Annotated in this window: 18 protein-coding genes; 12 read left to right on the top strand and 6 right to left on the bottom strand. The window is 55.4% G+C overall.

Features of this window, described 5'->3' with window-relative positions; genetic code table 11:
* Positions 1–9 precede the first annotated feature (9 nt).
* Positions 10–924 carry a glycine--tRNA ligase subunit alpha gene (gene glyQ, locus ACO0U8_RS18090; RefSeq protein ID WP_056775883.1) on the bottom strand — a complete coding sequence of 305 codons (915 nt, stop codon included), beginning with the start codon at positions 922–924 and terminating at the stop codon, positions 10–12.
* Between the two features lie 166 nt (positions 925–1090).
* On the bottom strand, positions 1091–3091 hold the full coding sequence (locus ACO0U8_RS18095) for an autotransporter outer membrane beta-barrel domain-containing protein (RefSeq protein WP_421671383.1): 2001 nt from the start codon (positions 3089–3091) through the stop codon (positions 1091–1093).
* A 188-nt stretch (positions 3092–3279) separates the two neighbouring features.
* Here ACO0U8_RS18095 and ACO0U8_RS18100 point away from each other — a divergent pair, with 188 nt between their 5' ends.
* From ACO0U8_RS18100 to ACO0U8_RS18150, 11 genes are all read left to right on the top strand, one after another.
* Complete coding sequence (locus ACO0U8_RS18100) at positions 3280–3852, top strand: DNA-3-methyladenine glycosylase I (protein ID WP_421671384.1); 573 nt, start codon at positions 3280–3282, stop codon at positions 3850–3852.
* Entirely contained in the window at positions 3849–4292 is a 444-nt protein-coding gene (locus ACO0U8_RS18105) for an N-acetyltransferase (protein WP_056775887.1), read from the top strand. The genes ACO0U8_RS18100 and ACO0U8_RS18105 overlap by 4 nt, the downstream gene beginning before the upstream one ends.
* Positions 4293–4515: 223 nt before the next feature.
* The gene (locus ACO0U8_RS18110; protein ID WP_056775889.1) at positions 4516–5178 is read left to right on the top strand and encodes an OmpA family lipoprotein; all 663 of its coding nucleotides are present in this window, start codon (positions 4516–4518) and stop codon (positions 5176–5178) included.
* Between the two features lie 95 nt (positions 5179–5273).
* Positions 5274–6284 carry a LacI family DNA-binding transcriptional regulator gene (locus ACO0U8_RS18115; protein WP_421671385.1) on the top strand — a complete coding sequence of 337 codons (1011 nt, stop codon included), beginning with the start codon at positions 5274–5276 and terminating at the stop codon, positions 6282–6284.
* Between the two features lie 137 nt (positions 6285–6421).
* Positions 6422–8548 (top strand): alpha-galactosidase, encoded by a 2127-nt coding sequence (locus ACO0U8_RS18120; RefSeq protein ID WP_390973720.1) that lies wholly within the window; start codon positions 6422–6424, stop codon positions 8546–8548.
* Positions 8549–8607: 59 nt separating this feature from the next.
* Positions 8608–9894, top strand: coding sequence for an MFS transporter (locus ACO0U8_RS18125; RefSeq protein WP_122097144.1), 1287 nt, complete (start codon positions 8608–8610; stop codon positions 9892–9894).
* Between the two features lie 46 nt (positions 9895–9940).
* Positions 9941–10996, top strand: coding sequence for a LacI family DNA-binding transcriptional regulator (locus ACO0U8_RS18130; protein ID WP_421671386.1), 1056 nt, complete (start codon positions 9941–9943; stop codon positions 10994–10996).
* Positions 10997–11209: 213 nt separating this feature from the next.
* Positions 11210–11965, top strand: coding sequence for a sugar phosphate isomerase/epimerase family protein (locus ACO0U8_RS18135; protein WP_122097142.1), 756 nt, complete (start codon positions 11210–11212; stop codon positions 11963–11965).
* A gap of 22 nt (positions 11966–11987) precedes the next feature.
* Complete coding sequence (locus tag ACO0U8_RS18140; RefSeq protein WP_136375954.1) at positions 11988–13280, top strand: MFS transporter; 1293 nt, start codon at positions 11988–11990, stop codon at positions 13278–13280.
* Positions 13280–14257 (top strand): glyoxylate/hydroxypyruvate reductase GhrB, encoded by a 978-nt coding sequence (gene ghrB, locus ACO0U8_RS18145; RefSeq protein ID WP_056775900.1) that lies wholly within the window; start codon positions 13280–13282, stop codon positions 14255–14257. The genes ACO0U8_RS18140 and ghrB overlap by 1 nt, the downstream gene beginning before the upstream one ends.
* Before the next feature lie 139 nt (positions 14258–14396).
* Positions 14397–15656, top strand: coding sequence for a valine--pyruvate transaminase (locus ACO0U8_RS18150; RefSeq protein WP_056775902.1), 1260 nt, complete (start codon positions 14397–14399; stop codon positions 15654–15656).
* A 70-nt stretch (positions 15657–15726) separates the two neighbouring features.
* On the opposite strand, the gene ibpB is transcribed toward ACO0U8_RS18150, so the two are convergent.
* The gene (gene ibpB / locus ACO0U8_RS18155; protein WP_056775904.1) at positions 15727–16161 is read right to left on the bottom strand and encodes a small heat shock chaperone IbpB; all 435 of its coding nucleotides are present in this window, start codon (positions 16159–16161) and stop codon (positions 15727–15729) included.
* A gap of 140 nt (positions 16162–16301) precedes the next feature.
* Positions 16302–16712: a small heat shock chaperone IbpA gene (ibpA, locus tag ACO0U8_RS18160; RefSeq protein WP_122097139.1), complete on the bottom strand. Its 411-nt coding sequence runs from the start codon at positions 16710–16712 to the stop codon at positions 16302–16304.
* A gap of 393 nt (positions 16713–17105) precedes the next feature.
* Between ibpA and ACO0U8_RS18165 the strand changes: the two genes are divergently transcribed.
* Positions 17106–17483 carry a YceK/YidQ family lipoprotein gene (locus tag ACO0U8_RS18165; RefSeq protein WP_056775908.1) on the top strand — a complete coding sequence of 126 codons (378 nt, stop codon included), beginning with the start codon at positions 17106–17108 and terminating at the stop codon, positions 17481–17483.
* A 41-nt stretch (positions 17484–17524) separates the two neighbouring features.
* On the opposite strand, the gene ACO0U8_RS18170 is transcribed toward ACO0U8_RS18165, so the two are convergent.
* Positions 17525–18790, bottom strand: a complete 1266-nt coding sequence (locus ACO0U8_RS18170; RefSeq protein WP_421671387.1) for a DUF3748 domain-containing protein — start codon at positions 18788–18790, stop codon at positions 17525–17527.
* Positions 18791–18960: 170 nt separating this feature from the next.
* Complete coding sequence (yidA, locus tag ACO0U8_RS18175) at positions 18961–19776, bottom strand: sugar-phosphatase (RefSeq protein WP_056775912.1); 816 nt, start codon at positions 19774–19776, stop codon at positions 18961–18963.
* Positions 19777–19815 lie beyond the last annotated feature (39 nt).

The following is a 19815-nucleotide window of genomic DNA, read 5'->3' on the forward strand; positions in this document are numbered from 1 at the left end:
GGACTTATCTCACTTCTCGTTCTTTTTGCACATCGGGAAGCCCAGCACTTCGCGGGAAGCGTAATACGCCTCAGCTACCGCTTTAGTCAGGGTACGGATGCGCAGAATGTAGCGCTGACGTTCAGTCACAGAAATCGCTTTACGCGCGTCGAGCAGGTTGAAGCAATGGGCCGCTTTCAGGATGCGCTCGTAAGCAGGCAGCGCCAGTGGCTTTTCAAGCGCCAGCAGGGTTTGCGCTTCTTTCTCGTGCTGTTCGAAGCAGGAGAACAGGAAATCAACGTCGGCGTATTCGAAGTTATAGGTGGATTGCTCCACTTCGTTCTGATGGAACACATCGCCGTAGGTGGTTTTGCCCAGCGGACCGTTGCTCCAGACCAGATCGTAAACGCTGTCTACGCCCTGGATGTACATCGCCAGACGTTCCAGACCGTAAGTAATTTCACCGGTCACCGGTTTACATTCCAGGCCGCCGACCTGCTGGAAGTAAGTGAACTGCGTCACTTCCATGCCGTTCAGCCACACTTCCCAGCCAAGACCCCAGGCGCCGAGCGTCGGGTTTTCCCAGTTGTCTTCAACGAAGCGAATATCGTGGATCAGCGGGTCGAGGCCCAGCTCTTTCAGCGAGCCGAGGTACAGCTCCTGAATGTTTTCCGGTGAAGGTTTGATCATCACCTGGAACTGATAATAGTGCTGCAGGCGGTTTGGGTTTTCGCCGTAGCGGCCATCCGTCGGACGGCGTGAAGGCTGAACATAGGCTGCCGCAAAAGGCTCTGGGCCGAGTGCGCGCAGGCTGGTCATCGGATGCGAAGTACCCGCGCCGACTTCCATATCCAGCGGTTGAACAATGGTGCAGCCCTGCTGCGCCCAATAATCTTGCAGTGTCAGGATCAGGCCCTGAAATGTCTTGGTATCAAACTTTTGCATGTTGGATTCGCACGCGAGAAAGTGGGTTTAAAGAGAGTCCGACAGTATACCCGCTGAACGGAAGATAATCAGCCAGAATCAGGCGAGTGAGCGTTACCGAGAGGGAGTGTTTAGGTTTTGGCGCGCATTTTCGGAAAGTAAAAGGGGCTGAGTGCCCCTTTCGTGGTTAAAACCGGGCACTGATCCCGGCGTTGTAAGACGTTTGTTCGCCGGAATCCAGGCCGGTGGTTTGGGAAATCGCCGCAAAAGCCGAGACGCTGTGGGTTATCTGGACATTCGCCCCGACCGTCATATCGACCCAGTCGTTGTCCTGTTCGCCGGTGGTGCGGCTGAAGCGTGTGCGGGTGGATTTGATCGCGCCGGTGGCGGTGTAAGTGTCATCGCCAAACTGACGGTCATAGGTCACCTGCGCATACGGATTCACGATCCCCAGATCTGCGTTCAGGCGCCAGCCCAGCGCGCCGATTTGCGAGTGAGACGTCTGATCACCAAAGCGCATCGAGGTACTGTTGTTGCCCTTCTCGCTGTATCCCTCAATGCTGCTGTAATCCCAGCTGTATTGCGCCACCGGGCCGGTTTTCAGCACCGGTAAAATCGGGAAATCCCAGCCAGCGGTGACGCGTCCGCCAATCTGTTTGCCGTCCGTTTCACCGCGCTCGGTACGGGTGGTGGGTCCGAGTTTGATGCTGCGGTTGATATCATCGTAATTCAGCGAGCCGTAATGCACATCGCCGTTGATCCAGCCATTTTCGGCGATTTTCACGCCGGTAAAGGCTGTCGCCATCCAACCGCGCGTGCGGTAGCTGTAATGGTCCGTCGGATCCTGTTTATCGTCTGAACCGGAAATCATCAGCCCCATCATCCAGCGATCGGTCATCTGATAATCCATCCCGATATTGAGCGAGTTAGAGGTGAGATCGCCCTCGCCCAGCGACGGATTGATTTTGCTGTCGCCACTTTGCCCGGCGTAACCGCCAAACATACCGAAAGTCCCGGCGTCATTCTCCTGCGTGCGTAACTGCTGATAGCGGCTGTCGAGCAACCCCTGCGTATTGCGCGCCAGCGCCAGCGAACCCTGATTCAGCGCGGTGACCTCCAGCGGGCCGTTGATCACGGACTGCATGTACTCGGCGATCAGCGCATGTGCCTGCGGAGTCGGGTGGAAATGGTCAGAGAACAGAAACGCTTTGCTGGCGTCAAAACCCGGCAGGCTGGAGGTACATTCTGAGGCTGAAGTGCCCACCGGACAGGCGGTCCCGGCAGTATTTGCGAAACCGTACAGCGCCGGATCGGCGACCACTTCATTGAACAGCCCGTTGATATCCACGCGTGCAATATTGCCGCCGGTTCTGGCCAGCGCGATATCTTCGGTGGTGTTGTACGTCTCGGTCAGGCCGCCCGCCACGTCTTTCAGCGCGTCATAGGCCGCTGCCAGCCCTTTGGCGAGGACGTCCTGCACCAGCGGGATCCCCGAGCCTTCCGCCGCCGCTGCCGCCAGTGCGTTGTGAATCGCCTCGGTGCGGGCATCCGTATTCGGTGTGTTTTGCGCATTCAGGTACTGATAGGCCGCTGCCAGCGCCTGTTGCTGCACCGGCAACAAGCCGACCTGAATCACGCCTTCCATCAGCACCGGCGTCAGGCCGATATTGGGCACCGTCGGCACCACGACCGTTCCGGCTCCGGCTTTGAGTAAATCATTGACCTGAGAAGCCGCCTGCGTGGCGCTGTTGGTGGCAATCTCCACTGCCGTGATCGGGTTCAGGCTGAGCGCCGCGGCGGCCAGATCGTTGCCGCCAATCCAGTGAATATACAGCCCTTTCGGATCGGCTTTGCCGCCGGTCGAGGCCAGATAGCTTTTGACCTGCTCCTGCGTGGTGTCATCGGAATCCAGCCCCGGCACCGCGACGCCGCCGCCTTGGGCATAGTTCAGGCCGCCCTTAGCAGAAGGTGTCAGCGTCGTGCCGATATTGTTGGCGAGGATTTCGTCATAAAGCGGATGCGAACTGCTGTCGAAGGTCCAGCGTCCATTATTGCCGGTGTCACTCAGGCTGTCGCCGAAGACATAAAGTTGATCGTAAGCCTGCACCCGAGCCTGTAAACCCAGGCACAGCGCGACGGCGAATGCGCTTTGTGTCAGCCGTAATGCGGCGGTTTTTCTGCCTGTCATTGTCGTCGCTTCCTCAAAAAATGAGCGGTTCTCATCCCTGAAATGTAAGGATTGAGTCATGAATGGCTTTAAATATTGTTCAGATCCGACCAGCGTCAAGGCGGAGCATGAGAAATTGCGACGTTGCAGAGTTATCCGAGAAGCCACACACTGGCCGACGTATTCAGGCTTCTTCTAAGGACAAAAGAATGGCGACCACCCGTTGTAGCTGGGTTTCAAAAGAACCGATTTATCTCGAATATCACGATAAAGAATGGGGCGTGCCGGTCAAAGATGGCCGTGAGCTGTTTGAAATGTTGTGCCTCGAAGGCCAGCAGGCAGGGCTCTCGTGGATCACCATCCTGAGAAAGCGCGAAAACTACCGCCAGAACTTCCACCATTTCGATCCGGTGCGCATTGCCAAAATGACCGATGGGGATGTTGAGCGCCTGGTGCTTGACGCCGGAATTGTGCGCCATCGCGGAAAAATCAAAGCGATCATCCTGAATGCACAGATTTATTTAGCCATGCAGGCCAGCGGCGAAGATTTTTCAGACTTCATCTGGCGCTTTGTTGATCATCAACCGGTCATCAATAATCCGCTCGGACCTGAAGGCGTACCGGCAACCACTGCCGTGTCAGATGCCTTGTCTAAAGCGCTGAAAAAGAAAGGGTTCAAATTTACCGGTTCGACCATCTGCTACGCGTTTATGCAGGCCGCCGGACTGGTGAACGATCATCAGGCTTATTGTTTCTGTCATCCGAAAAATCAACCCGCATGATCCGCCGCTCAGTACCTGCCGACACCGAAGCGATTATGCATCTGTGGCTGCGCAGTACGGTGGCGGCACACCCGTTTATTGAGGTGTCTTACTGGTACGAAAGTTTGCCGATGGTGCGCGAGACGTTTCTGCCACAGGCCCAAACCTGGGTTTCTACCGCCGAAGACGGTGGGATCAATGGCTTTATCGGCGTCTTAAATCAGCAGTTTATCGGCGCGCTGTTTGTGGATGAACGCGTGTACGGTAAGGGCATCGCGCAGCAATTAATGGACGTGGTCAAAAAACATTACCCGCTTTTGCTTCTCGAGGTTTATCAGCAAAATCACCGCGCCGTGGCGTTCTATCGCAAAGAAGATTTCTTAGTGGTCAACGACACGGTTCATCCCGGAACCGGTCTTCCGACCTGGGTTCTGCGCTGGCATCAGCCCCTTTTCGAATAATTTCCCAAAATCCCCTAAAAGACAAAAACGGATAACCGGAATTCTCCTACTGCTTAACGTCACGAAATTGCGCATAAATGGCGCCAGAACGCCGCAGGGCGGATGTCCGCCCGTTGCATTTGTTTATGTTTTGACACCTTTTTCTGTGCAACTTACCAGAAACCCGGCAGTCATAATGCAGCGGTCAGTTTCTAAATAAAAAACATCCTTAAAGGGAAAAAAGATGAGCAAAAGATTACTTGTGGTTGCTGGCGTACTTTGCGTCACGATGGGCCTGTCAGCCTGTACCACCAATCCGTACACCGGCGAATCAGAAGCAGGAAAATCCGGCATCGGCGCAGGGCTGGGTGCAGCTCTGGGCGCAGGCGTGGGGATGCTTTCATCTTCTAAACACGATCGCGGCAAAGGCGCCCTCATCGGTGCCGCAGCAGGTGCTGCGCTGGGCGGCGGCGCGGGTTATTACATGGATGTGCAGGAATCTAAACTGCGCGACAAAATGAAAGGCACCGGCGTCAGCGTGACGCGTCAGGGCGATAATATCGTGCTGAACATGCCAAACAACGTGACCTTCGATACCAACAGCAGCACGCTGAAACCGGCGGGCGCGAATACGCTGACCGGCGTGGCGATGGTACTGAAAGAGTATCCGAAAACGGCCGTGAACGTCGTGGGTTATACCGACAGCACCGGCACGCGCGCGCTCAACATGAAGCTGTCACAGCAACGTGCTGACGGCGTCGGCAGTGCGTTGATCACCCAGGGCGTTGATGGCAGCCGCGTTCGTACCACCGGTGCAGGCCCGGATAATCCGATTGCCAGCAACAGCACCGAAGCCGGTAAAGCGCAGAACCGTCGCGTTGAGATCACCCTCAGCCCGTTGCAGTAACGGCTTCACCTGCCGTATAACGCCGGGGCCAGATGGCCCCGTTTTTATGCATCCTGTGTTATTCTGGCGTTCTCACCTGCGTAACGGATGCCAGTATGTCTCTGAAAGCTATCGCGAAAGATCTCGGTCTGTCTGTGACCACCGTCAGCCGTGCGCTGAACGGTTACGACGATGTTTCAGCGGACACTAAAGCGCGGGTACAGGCAGCGGCGGATTTACGCGGCTACCGGCCCAACACCCTCGCCCGCCGGTTAAAAATGGGCAAGATCGATGCCGTTGGCCTCATTTTCCCCTTCACTTCACATCCGTTAAGCAATTCAGCCTTTGTCGAAATGGTGGGCTGTATCACCCGCGAACTCGCGAAATATGAAATTGATCTGCTGCTGGTGCCGGATGAACTGGGCACGTTTTCGTGGCGACGCCTGATTGAAAGTAAACGCGTGGACGCCATGCTGGTCGCCCATACGCTGGATGATGATCCGCGCCTGCTGGATTTGCAGCAGCGCAACTTTCCGTTTCTGGCGCTCGGACGCAGCCGTTGCCTGACCCAGGATTACGCCTGGTTCGATTTCGATAACCGCGCAGGCATGCAAATGGCGGTCGATCACCTCGCCGCGCTTGGGCATCAGCGCATCGCGTTTCTCGGCGAAAATAATCAGCAGTCGTTTATCGGCCAGCGTCATCAGGGCTATCTCGACGGGCTTCTGACCCACAAACTGCCGCTTTACGACGGGTACGTGAACAAAGTCAGCCCAAGCCGCCGGGCCGGATATCAGTCAACGCAGGCATTGCTGGCCCTGCCGCTGCCGCCGACGGCGATTGTCTGTGACTGCAATATGCACGGTGAAGGCGCGGCGCTGGCGTTGTACGAAGCCGGATTGCTGCTCAACGGCGGCGTATCACTGATTATTTATGACGGTTTACCCTCTGACAGCCTGCCAGACGTGGCGGTCACCGCCATCCGTCAGGGCACCCGGGAAGCGGTCGGCCTGCAAATCGCCGGCATGACGATGGCACTGATCCGTAACGAACCGGTGAGCGGTTTGCAGGTGCTCTGGCAACCAGAATTGCAGGCGGGCGTCACCGCACATCCACCGCGTCAATAATTCCCCTTTCGGTTATTTTTCCACCCTATATCACAAATTTGCACAATCACATTTCCCATCCGAAACGTTTCGGATCAATAGTTACTCCACCAGATAGCGTTTTATCGCTGCAAATTACCCTGTGGAGTAGTGACACTATGGAAAACCCGATCGTCCATTTAACCAGCGAACACAGCAGCCTGATCGTCCGTTGTGCGCCGTTCGCTGAAATCCTCTACTGGGGAAACCGCCTGAGCCAGTTTTCGGCAGACGACGTCATTTCCCTCGCCCGCGCCGTACCCAATGGCCGTATTGATGTGGAAGCACCGGTGAATTTCAGCGCCGATTCAGGCCGGGGCTCGTTTGGTACGCCGGGCGTGGAAGGCCACCGCGACGGGCTGGACTGGTCGCCGGTATTCGATACCACGGACGTGAAACAGCAGGGAAATCAGCTGATCATTACCACCGAAGACGCCATCGCTGGTTTGCAATTTCGCAGCGAACTGCGCCTCGGTGACAGCGGCGTGTTGCAGATGCGCAATGCGCTGACCAGCCTGAAACCCGGCACCTATCAGGTGACGCGGCTGGCCGTCACGCTGCCGCTGCCGGAGCGCGCCGCCGAAGTGATGGCGTTTCATGGCCGCTGGATCAAAGAGTTCCAGCCGCACCGCACGCTGCTCGATCACGGCGGCATCATTCAGGAGAACCGCCGCGGGAAAACCTCTTCCGAATATTTCCCGGCGATGATGATCGGTCATCCGGGGTTTAGCGAGGAACAGGGCGAAGTCTGGGGAATGCATCTCGGCTGGAGCGGTAACCACCGCCTGCGTGCCGACATCAAAATCGACGGTCGCCGACTGGTTCAGGCCGAAGCGCTGTATCTGCCGGGCGAACAGCGTCTTGAACAGGGTGAAACGCTGGAAACGCCGTGGTTGTACGCCAGCTATTCTGCTGCCGGGCTGAACCGCATGAGTCAGCAGTTTCACCGCTTCGTGCGTGAAGATATTTTGCGTTTCCCCGGCGACAAACCGCGGCCGGTGCACCTCAATACCTGGGAAGGGATTTATTTCGATCACGATCCCGACTACATCATGCAGATGGCGACACAATCCGCCGCGTTGGGCGTTGAACGCTTCATTATCGACGACGGCTGGTTCAAAGGGCGTGACCACGACCGCGCCGCGCTGGGTGACTGGTATCTCGATGAGAAGAAATACCCGAACGGCCTGAAACCGGTGATCGACCACGTCAAACAACTCGGCATGGAATTTGGTATCTGGGTCGAGCCGGAGATGATTAACCCGGATTCCGATTTATACCGCGCCCATCCCGACTGGCTGCTGGCCTTGCCGGGGTATCAGCAACCGAGCGGACGCCATCAGTTCGTGCTCGATCTGAACAATCCGCAGGTCTTTGATTATCTGGTGGAACGCATGAGTTGGCTGCTCGGTGAACACGCTGTGGATTACGTGAAGTGGGATATGAACCGAGAAATCGTTCAGCCGGGCCACGAAGGCCGCGCAGCGCTGACCACGCAAACCCGGCAGTTCTACCGCCTGCTCGACGTGCTGGGCGAACGTTTCCCGCAGATTGAATTTGAATCCTGCGCGTCCGGCGGTGGCCGCATTGATTTTGAAGTGCTCAAACGCAGCCACCGTTTCTGGACATCCGACAACAACGATGCGCTGGAACGGCAGAAAATTCAGCGCGGCATGAGCTATTTCTTCCCGCCGGAAGTGATGGGCTCGCACATCGGCAACAAACTGTGCCATGCCACGTCGCGCCAGCACAGCATTGAATTCCGCGGCCTGACGGCGCTGTTTGGCCACATGGGCATTGAGCTGGATCCGGTGAAAGAAGGCGAAGCCGAACGCGCCGGTTTTGCGAAATACACCCGTCTTCATCAGCAGCTTCGCCCGTTACTGCACAGCGGCGACGTCTACCGCGTGGATACGCAGGATGAAACGGTGCTGATTAACGGCGTGGTCAGCGAAAACAAAGATCGCGCCGTGTTTCTGGTCAGCCAGCTGGCGATGCCGACCTGGTCATTACCCGGTGTGTTACGCGTGCCGGGGCTGAAAACCGATGCCCGCTATCGCGTGACGGTGCTGGACGAACCGGCTCTGCTGGCGGGTGGCGGCAGCGGTCACACCATGCGGGTGCAACCGGCGTGGCTGCATGCCTCTGTGGCATTGAGCGGTGAATGGCTGGCGAATGCCGGGCTGACGCTGCCGGTGCTGGATCCGGAAAGCGCTCTGCTTCTGGGCTTCGAAGAAATCAGATAACAACAAAAAAACGCCGGTACGACAGTGCCGGTTTTCATGGTTTCGGCAAGGAAATCACTATGAACCCTACACAAACTTCCGATCGTTGCTTCTATAAAAAAAATACTAACTTCTGGATATTTGGCAGCTATTTCTTCCTCTACTTCTTCATTATGGCGACCTGTTATCCGTTTTTACCGATCTGGCTGTCAGACGTTATCGGCCTGAGTAAAACGGAAACCGGCATCGTGTTTTCCAGCATGTCGCTGTTTGCCATTCTGTTTCAGCCGTTCTTCGGCATCATTTCTGACAAACTTGGCCTGAAAAAACATCTGTTGTGGATCATCGCCGTCCTGCTGTTTCTGTTTGCTCCGTTCTTCATTTACGTGTTTGCGCCTCTGCTGAAAATCAATATTGTGCTGGGCGCAATCCTGGGCGGTGCGTACATCGGCTTCGTCTTCGCGGGCGGTTCAGGGGCTACCGAGGCCTATATCGAAAGGGTCAGCCGCAGCAGTGCTTTCGAATATGGCAAAGCGCGTATGTTCGGTTGTTTCGGCTGGGGGATTTGCGCTTCCACCGCTGGCGTATTATTTAACATCAACCCGGATATCGTGTTCTGGATGGGCTCCGGCGCGGCAGTTATTCTGATGGTATTGCTGCTGATTTCCCGCCCGCAGGAAAACAAAAATGCGCAGGTGATGGACAAACTCGGGGCCAATCAGCCGCAATTCTCGCTGAAAACGGCGGCATTGCTGCTGAAAGAACGCAAACTGTGGATGTTGATTTTGTACGTGGTCGGTGTTGCCTGCGTTTACGACGTGTTTGATCAGCAGTTCGCCACCTTCTTCAAAACCTTCTTCTCCTCGCCGCAGCAGGGCACGGAAATGTTCGGCTACGTGACCACCGCCGGGGAATTGTGCAACGCGCTGATCATGTTCTGCTCACCCTGGATCATCAACCGCATTGGCGCGAAAAATACGCTGCTGCTGGCGGGGACGATCATGTCGATTCGCATCGTCGGCTCTTCGTTTGCCACCACGGCTGCCGAAGTGATTGTGCTGAAAATGCTGCATGCGCTGGAAGTGCCGTTCCTGCTGGTCGGCGTGTTCAAATACATCACCCAGATTTTTGATGTCCGGTTCTCGGCGACCATTTATCTGATTGGGTTTAACTTTGCCAAACAGCTGGCGGCGATTTTCCTTTCTGCTTTCGCAGGCAGCCTGTATGACCGCATCGGGTTCAGCGATACCTATCTGATCCTCGGCGGTATCGCCTTTGCGGTGACGATCATATCCGCCTTTACGCTCAGCAGCAGACCGAAGCCTCAGGCGGTTTCCGCCGTGCGCACGGCCGAAGGTTTGCGCTGACTTGCGGTTACAGCCTTTCGACACTCTGTGCTAGTCTCCGTGGAATATGCATGAGGGGAGAAAGGTTGTGAGCAAAAAACAGGAACCGGGCGCGGCGGTTCGCGCTACGATACGTGACGTTGCCAGTGCAGCAAAAACCGGTAAAACCAGCGTTTCACGTTATCTCAACGGTGAAAAACACCTGCTGTCCGATGATCTCAAAGAGCGCATCGGACGGGCGATCTCCCTGCTGGATTATCAGCCCAGCCAGATGGCCCGCAGCCTGAAAAGCGGCCATACACGTCTGATCGGGCTGATCCTCGCCGATATCACGAATCCGTATTCTGTCGATGTGATGCGCGGCGTCGAAGCCGCCTGCCGTCAGGAAGGGCTGACGTTGCTGGTCTGCAACACCAATAACGAGCTCGATCAGGAAAAGCATTACCTGCAGTTACTCAGCAGCTACCGCGTGGATGGCATGGTGGTCAACGCCGTGGGTATGCGTGAAGCGGCGATCTCTACGCTGCAACAGGCCAATTTACCGATGGTGCTGATTGACCGCAAAGTCGCCGATTTTGCCTGTGACGTGATTGCACTGAACAACGTCGAAGCCACGCAGATGATGACCGATCATCTTCTGCAACAAGGCTTTGAAGCCGTGCTTTTCGTCACCGAACCCGCCAACGTCAATACCCGCCTGGATCGCCTGCGCGCCTTTTTGCAGCGCATGCAGCAATCGCCAGAATGTATCGCCGAACAGGGCGAAATCGAGCTGAGCAACACGGACGGGCTGGAGACGTTGCTGCGCGATTTTGTCGCACGCCATCCAGACAAACATAAAGCGGTGATGTGTGTGAACGGAGCGCTGACGTTACAGGTGTCACGCGCCCTGCGCAGGCTGGATATCACCTGGGGGCCGGACATCGGTCTGTCAGGTTTTGACGAACTGGTGTGGGCAGATCTTGCCGGCGTTGGGATCACCACGTTCAGGCAGCCGACCTATGAAATGGGCGTCGCAGCACTCGGCCAGCTGGTGACGCGCATTCAGGGCAGCACCGCACCGGTCAAAGACCTCGAATTCTCCGGCGAGCTGATTGCACGCGCCTCCACCGCACGCCGCTGATCGCTTTCTTCTCCCCTTTTCTCTCCCGTTCTTCGTGAGCGGGATCATGTTTCTGACCTTCGGGTCTTTTGATTGGAACCGGTTCCAATTAGGTTATATAAAGCGAAACAAATTATTAACAAGAGCACGCAGCGCCATTTGTTCCACTAAGATAATGTCTTCTAAACGCTCGCTGGCACCGCATTCCGGTGCGTTTTAACAGGACAAAGAGTCATGCAAAGAGAGATCGTCATCGTTACTGCCGCTTACGGTAACAGCGTCGTCCGCGCCCTTGGCGGGCAGTCAGAACTGCTGCCGGTCATCGCTGCCGCGAAGGCCGACGGCGTGGAAATCCGCCGTGAACTCTTCACCGGCGAAGAGCTGAACGCCCTGGCGCAACTTGCTGAAAAGATTAAACAGAACGGGCTGTTCGCGGTGTATTCCGTGCCCTTCGCGCTGTTTAACACCGGCGGCAAGCTGAACCCTGACGCGGAACAGTATTTCGATGAGGCCCATACTTTAGGTGCCCGCACCATCAAGTTCTCACTCGGCGAGTTTGAGCCGGGCGCGGACCTGACGCCGCTGAAAGTGCTGCTGGCAGCGAAGCCCGTGAAGCTGGTGGTGGAAAATGACCAGTCGAGCGAATGCGGGATACTTTCGCGCATTAATGCCTTTATGTTTGCGGCTGAATCCCTGCACCTGCCGCTGGATATGACGTTCGACATGGCGAACTGGCTGTGGGTAGGACAGGATCCGGCAACGGCAGCTGAACGGCTGGCGCGTCACGTTGGTTACGTCCACGTCAAAGCGGCAGAAAAGCGTGGCGGAAAATGGCACGCCGTGGCACTCGATGACAGCGATGGCAGCTGGATCCCGTTACTGAAAGCCCTGCCTCAGGATGTGCCGCGCGGCATTGAATTCCCGCTCGAAGGGGAAGATTTGGTCGCCGTGACACGGTATTACGTCGAGCTGTTGCGTAAAACATACTGAGGATCCATCAGGAGAAACCGTTATGAACCAGTCCAGGATTGCACCGCGTCGCTGGTGGTACATCATGCCGATCGTGTTCATCACTTACAGTCTGGCTTACGTCGACCGCTCGAACTTCAGCTTCGCGTCGGCGGCCGGTATCAATGATGATCTCGGCATCACCAAAGGGATGTCGTCCCTGCTGGGCGCACTGTTTTTCCTGGGTTATTTCTTTTTCCAAATCCCCGGCACCATTTACGCCGAAAGGCGCAGCGTTAAGAAACTGATTTTCTGGTGCTTATTGCTGTGGGGCGGGTTTGCCTCTCTGACCGGCGTGGTGAATAACATTCCCATGCTGGCCGCCATCCGCTTTGCGCTCGGCGTGGTCGAAGCCGCGGTGATGCCCGCGATGCTGGTGTACATCAGCAACTGGTTCACCAAGTCAGAGCGCTCCCGCGCCAACACGTTTCTGATCCTGGGTAATCCGGTCACGGTGCTGTGGATGTCGGTACTTTCCGGCTATCTGATCGAATCGTTTGGCTGGCGGGAAATGTTTATCTTCGAAGGTATTCCGGCCGTGATCTGGGCGATTATCTGGTGGTTTACCGTCAAAGATAAACCCGAAGACGTCGGCTGGCTGAGCGCGCAGGAGAAAAAAGCCCTGAGCGAGCAGCTGGCAAAAGAGCAAAAAGAGATCCAGGCGGTGGGCGGTTATCGCGAAGCTTTCCGCTCGCGCAGCGTCATTCTTTTGTGTCTGCAATATTTCTTCTGGAGCATTGGGGTCTACGGCTTTGTGCTGTGGCTGCCATCGATCCTGCACGACGGTAAAGAGATGGGCATGGTCGAGGCGGGCTGGTTATCTTCCGCCCCCTATCTGGCCGCCACGCTCGCCATGATCCTGGTGTCGTGGGCCTCGGACAAAATGCAAAATCGCAAACTGTTTGTCTGGCCGCTGCTGCTCGTCGGTGCGCTGGCGTTCTTCGGCTCCTGGGCAACCGGCAGCCATAACTTCTGGCTGTCTTACGGTTTACTGGTCATCGCCGCGGCTGCAATGTACGCACCTTACGGCCCGTTCTTCGCCATCATTCCTGAAATGCTGCCTAAAAATGTCGCCGGTGGCGCGATGGCGCTGATCAACAGCCTTGGCGCGCTGGGCTCTTTCTTTGGTTCGTGGTTTGTTGGTTATCTGAACGGGAATACCGGCAGCCCTTCCGCCTCTTTTATTTTTATGGCCGTGTCGTTGCTGGTCTCCGCAGGCCTGACCCTGCTGGTGAAACCGCAGCAGGCCGCAACAAAACCTGAAGATGTTTCCTTAACCCAAGGGAGTAATAATTGATGAAGCCGTCTATTGTCCTGTACAAAAAACTGCCCGCCGATCTGCATCAACGTCTCGAACAGCACTTTTCTATCACTGAGGTGGATGGCATCACCGATGAAAACCGCGCTGCGGTGTTTGATGCGCTGCAAAATGCCGAAGGGTTACTGGGGTCTGGCGGCAAGATTGATAAAGAGCTGTTTGACCACGCGCCGCGTCTGCGTGCGGTATCCACCATTTCCGTGGGATACGATAATTTCGACGTGGCAGAGCTGACCCGCCGCGAAATTCCGATGATGCATACCCCGACCGCACTGACCGACACCGTGGCAGATACGGTCATGGCGCTGGTGCTTTCCACTGCGCGCCGCGTGGTGAATGTCGCCGAACGCGTGAAAGCCGGTGAATGGACAGATAACGTCGGCCCTGACTGGTTCGGCACCGACGTACACCATAAAACCATGGGCATCGTCGGCATGGGCCGCATCGGTCTGGCTCTGGCGCAGCGCGCACATTTCGGCTTCGACATGCCGATTCTGTATAACGCCCGCAGTCAGCATAAAGAAGCGGAAGAGAAGTTTGGCGCGCGCAAATGCGAACTGGATGAGCTGCTGAAAACCGCTGATTTCGTCTGTATTCTGCTGCCGATGACCGAACAAACCTTCCATCTGATTGGCAAAGAAGAGCTGGGGAAAATGAAATCCAGCGCGATCCTGATCAGCGCCGGTCGCGGCCCGGTTATCGATGAACCTGCTCTGATTGAAGCCCTGAAAGCCGGGACGATTTATGGCGCAGGGATGGACGTATTCGAGACAGAGCCACTGCCAAAAGACTCACCGTTGCTGAGCCTGCCAAACGTGGTGGCGCTGCCACACATCGGGTCTGCCACGCATGAAACCCGTTACGACATGGCCGCCTGTGCCGTCGATAACCTGATCGCCGCCCTGACCGGCGAGGTGAAAGAGTTCTGCGTTAACCCGGAAGTGTTGAAGAAGTAAGTTTCATCGCCCCGCAGTGATCCTCCCCTTCCGGCACGTCCGGGAGAGGAGGACATTTCAAAACCCGGTGGTCCGATTGCACTGCTTTGCCGCAGGCGTTATTGTGGACATCACATTTCGATAACATACAAAGCTTTCTATGACGTTTTCTGCTTTCGGTGACAAATTTACCCGTTTTTCAGGCATCACCCGCCTGATGGGCGACATGAATGACGGTTTACGCACGCCCGGCGCGGTGATGCTCGGCGGCGGTAATCCGGCGCAAATTCCTGAGATGCAGGATTATTTCCAGACGTTGCTCAGCGAAATGCTGGCCACTGGCAAGCTGACTGAAGCCTTGTGTAATTACGATGGCCCGCAGGGCAAAGACGTTCTGCGCCATGCGCTGGCAGAAATGTTACAGAAAGAACTGGGCTGGCAGCTGGATGCGCAAAATATTGCGCTGACCAACGGCAGCCAGAGCGCCTTCTTCTATTTGTTCAATCTGTTCGCCGGACGTCGCGCCGACGGCAGCATGTCAAAAGTGTTGTTCCCGCTGGCACCGGAATATCTGGGATATGCCGATGCCGGGCTGGATGAAAACCTGTTTGTCTCGGCCAAGCCGAACATCGAATTGCTGCCGGAAGGCCAGTTCAAATATCACGTCGATTTCGATCATCTGAACATTTCCGATGACATTGGCCTTATCTGCGTCTCACGCCCGACCAACCCGACCGGCAACGTCATCACCGACGAAGAGCTGATCCGCCTCGACGCACTGGCACAGCAAAAGAATATTCCACTGTTAATCGATAACGCCTATGGCGTGCCGTTCCCTGGCATCGTCTTTACCGACGCCACGCCGCTGTGGAATCCAAACATCATTCTGTGCATGAGCCTGTCGAAACTCGGCCTGCCAGGGTCGCGCTGCGGTATCGTGATCGCCGATGAGAAAATCATCAAAGCAATCAGTAACATGAACGGCATTATCAGCCTGTCTCCGGGCAGCGTCGGCCCGGCCATCGCTCATGAGATGATTGCGCGCGGCGATTTGCTGCGTCTTTCCGAAGAGGTGATCAAACCCTTCTATTTCCAGCGCGTGCAGGAAACCATCGCCACGCTGCGCCGTTATCTGCCGGAAGAACGTTGCCTGATCCATAAACCGGAAGGGGCGATTTTCCTGTGGCTGTGGTTTAAAGATTTACCGATCACCACCGAAGTGCTGTATCAGCGCCTGAAACAGCGCGGCGTGCTGATGGTGCCAGGCGATTACTTCTTCCCAGGGCTTGAGCATCCGTGGGCGCATACGCACCAGTGCATGCGCATGAATTACGTGCCGGACGCCGAGCAAATCGAGCGCGGCGTTCAGATTCTGGCGGAAGAAGTGGAAAAAGCGCACGCGGAAACGCAGGCACTCTGAGCCGATTTGCAGGCATAAAAAAACCGGGGTTCATCACCCCGGTTTTCTGTTTACACTCAATGTTCAGGTCTTATGACGGCTGGTTTTCCAGCGCAGGTTTTTCACTGCCGATCGCGATTTTCTGCGGTTGCAGCGCTTCCGGTACATCACGCACCAGGCTGATGTGCAGCAAACCGTTGACGAACTCGGCTGCTGACACATGCATATGCTCAGCCAGCGTGAAACTCAGGGTAAAAGGTTTGATAACCAGGCCCTGATGCAGGTATTCCACCTTCGTATCCGCCTGTTCCGGCGTACCACTGACGGTCAAACGCGGCCCTTCCACTTCTATATTCAGGTCACTTTGTTTAAAACCGGCCAGTGCCAGCGAGATGCGATAATGGTTATCGTCTGACTTCTCGATGTTATACGGCGGAAATGCCTGATCTGAACCCTGCATTGAACTGGCTAATTTATCGAAACCAATCCACTGACGCAGTAACGGGGAAATATCATAATTACGCATGGTGTAACTCCTTCTTTGAAGCGAGATTAACAATTCCGTCCTCCATTTTGGATGTGACGGTTCAGCTCCCTGACGGCGAGCCTAAACTTTTTCATTTTCTGACGGTCAATATCCTGATTGACGGGATAGCGACCGTTGAATTAACGAATGTCGATACGGCGCGGTTTTGATGATTCAGGAACAATACGTTCCAGATCGATATACAACAGGCCATTGGACAAATTAGCGGCTTTTATTTGGATATGCTCTGCCAGCTGGAATTTGCGTTCGAAATTACGCTCAGCAATGCCCTGATATAAATAAGTGCGGTCGGTTTCTGTCGGCGCATGCGCACCTTTAACCACCAGCATGTTGTCGTGAGCCGTGATGTCCAGCTCGGATTCTGCGAAACCGGCTACCGCGATAGCAATCCGGTAATGGTTTTCGTCAACCAGCTCGACATTATAAGGGGGATATCCGCCACCCTGATTCTGACCCGATTCGATGAGATTAAATAAACGGTCAAAACCAATAGCAGAACGGTACAACGGGGATAAATCAAAATTACGCATTCTTACTTCTCCTGATATTCAGCGAGTGTTTGTTTTAGCCCTCCGGTCGGACAGGCTGCAACGCATTCCTTCATAACAAACGGTCATGAGAAAAGATCCCTTACGGCGTATCTTTCTGCGTCTCCCTTTAAAAATGGAGACGAAAGGAATATTTTCAAGCGGGGAAAAACAAAAAAATTTCGTTTTCGTTGAACCGGAATAGCCAAAATACAGCACATCGACAGGCGAAAAATCAGGGACAGCAGGCGGTTTCCTGCAGGATTTCAAATAGTAATTACACTTAATGGGATCGCAGCCACAGAGCTACAGCTTGCTTTGTTAATTTTTTGTGTTGAGTGTTATAAGTCACCTTGACTTAAAAGCTCAGCCTGACAGCATAAGATGAGTTCTAACATGATGAAATTTGCATTAACGCCGCTGATGACAGGATGTGTTTTCTTAGCGACGAGCGGTTGCTCCAGCGTGATGAGCCATACAGGGGGTGACACCGGATATTATTCGGGCGCCCGTGCTGATGTGAATATGATAAAAAGCGATGACACCAGCTGGGCCATGACGCCGCTGCTGTTGATCGATTTACCGTTCAGTGCCGCGCTGGATACGCTGCTGCTGCCTTATGATTATTATCGCAGCGGAAAAGTGACGACGCGCGATCGCGTCAAAGCCAGCGAAGAACGCAATATCGCGCTGAGTAACGGGGTCGATATCGATCACATCCCGCCAATGACCACCTCCGATCGAGGTCACAAATCTTCGGCACATAAAAAGTAACCCCATGAAACCGGCCAGAACAGGCCGGTTTTTAACAAACGTTAATCACTGTCTGCCACGCAAAGCTGCGCATATCCTTCCAACTGACGCATAAACGCCACTTTACGGCCATCCGGTGAATACACGACCGCATCAGCGCACGGCGCAATATCCGATCGTGGCGTTAACCGCTGCATCTCTCCGCTTTGCACATCCAGACGCATCACGCTGTTATCACAGATCAGCGCCAGGGATTTCCCGTCCGGGCGCCAGCTGAACGCAGACTGAACGCCCTGAACGCCATGGCTGATTTGCACCGGCTCGCCGCCGTTGGGGGAAACCGTCCACACCTGCACCACCGCGTTATGATCTTTCATCAGAAAGGCTATCTGTGTGCCGTCCGGCGACGCACGCAGCCAGTGGCGCGGCTGGGTGGCGATGCCGTTTTCGGTAAACGTGATACGCCGCTGCTCTACCCCCGCCGGTGGCGCAGGCAGCGTTTCCGGCGTGCCCTGCAAGGGTTTATCACCGGCCTTGCGGTAATCCGCATCATTTTCCGGCAAATCCACCACAAAGATTTCCGGGTGCTTTTCGCCCTCTGCTGAAAGCGTGTCGCCGATAAAGGCCAGTGCCCGGCGCTGACGGGAACCATCGGCTTTCACATAGCCTTCCTGTCCGATCCAGCCTTCTTCATAAGCACGGTTGATGTCATCGCTGCCGGGCTGAGGAGCAGGCGTGGTGTCGCTGACCAGCACGCTGAAATGGCTGCCATCGTATTCGCGGGGATGCTGTTTTGCTGAGGTCACAGGACCACCGGCAAGGGCGATGCCGACATTACGCAGATCAAGCACCGGATCGTGCTCATGCAAAACGTGGTCGTTATAGGTGAAACTCAGACGGGAGCCGTCCGGGCTGAAAACATGAACGTGCGTCCCCCCGCGCAACGCGCCGGGAGTGTAAGGCGCGGTGATGTCCAGGGCATCCAGCGTGACGGCCTGTTCGCGCGCGGGTTCAGAGACGATGACCCCGCGACGATGATGGAAATCATACTGCCACAAGGCATCGGGATTTTCCGGGCCATGAATAAACGCGTAACGGGCGGGCTCATCCGGGCTGACCGTCACCACACCCACGTGTGCGCCGTCCTTCGCCTGGTAAAGCACCTGAGTTTCACCGGTTTCAACATTCACCCGCTCAATGGTTGAGCCGGTAAAAGAACCGCCATGCGGACGCACGTCATACACCAGCCACTGACTGTCCGGCGTCCAGACGTTGATATTGGTGAGCTGATGCCCGCGGGCATCCGTAGTGAGTTGTTTTTCGGTCATGCGTTCAGGTGTGCCCTGCCGTTCAAGGAGTGCCTAAGAATAGGGGACTCAAACGGCAGTGGCAATCTTCAGCAATCGCCGGCACCTTTCACTTCCCCGACCAGGAAGAGATAAGACAACGCGCCCATAATGCACCGGGGAAGAAAACAGGCCGCAACTATCAGAGAGGATCAGTGGCCCAGCACGAACTTATTCACGGCAAACGCCACACCGTCTTCGGTGTTGGTTTTAGTGACGAACTGGCTGACGGCTTTCACGCTGTCGAGCGCGTTCCCCATCGCGACGCCAATACCCGCAAACTCCAGCATAGCAATGTCGTTTTCCTGATCGCCCAGCGTCATTACGTTTTCGCGCGCGATGCCCAGTTTTTCCGTCAGCGTCTTCACGCCTTCGCCTTTATTGACGCGCTTATCCAGGATTTCGAGGAAGTACGGCGAACTTTTCATGATGGTATAGCGCTCTTTGGCTTGCGCCGGAAGCTGGCTGATGGCGCGATCCAGCAGTTCAGGATCGTCAATCATCATGATTTTTGGGAAGGTCAGCGACGGATCCATTTCCTCAGCCGGACAGAATTGCAACGGTATACCGGTGGTGAACGACTCATGCACGGTATAGCGGCTGACGTGGCGGTTGGCAGTGAACAGATCGGTTTTGGTCAGTGCATGGAAATGCACACCCAGCTCACGAGCGAGTTTCTCAAAGTAGTGATAATCGTCAATCTCGAGGGCTATTTCGGCAATCACGCTGCCATCTTTCGCATTGTGCACCAGCGCGCCATTGTTGGTGATGCAGTAACAACCGTCCTGCTGCAAATCCAGTTCCTGCAAATAACGCTGCACGCCAATGAAAGGACGCCCGGTCGCCAGAACGATTTGCACGCCTTTGGCACGCGCATCGGAGAGCGCTTTTTTTACCGCAGGCGTGACTTCGTGCTGCGGATTGAGCAAGGTTCCGTCCATATCAATTGCAATCAATTCAATAGCCATAGCATCCTCAGAGTTTGATTAATCTTTCTCAATGCTAAC

This window comes from Rahnella sp. EDr1-12 (genome assembly GCF_049206505.1).
Classification (GTDB): Bacteria; Pseudomonadota; Gammaproteobacteria; order Enterobacterales; family Enterobacteriaceae; genus Rahnella; species Rahnella rivi.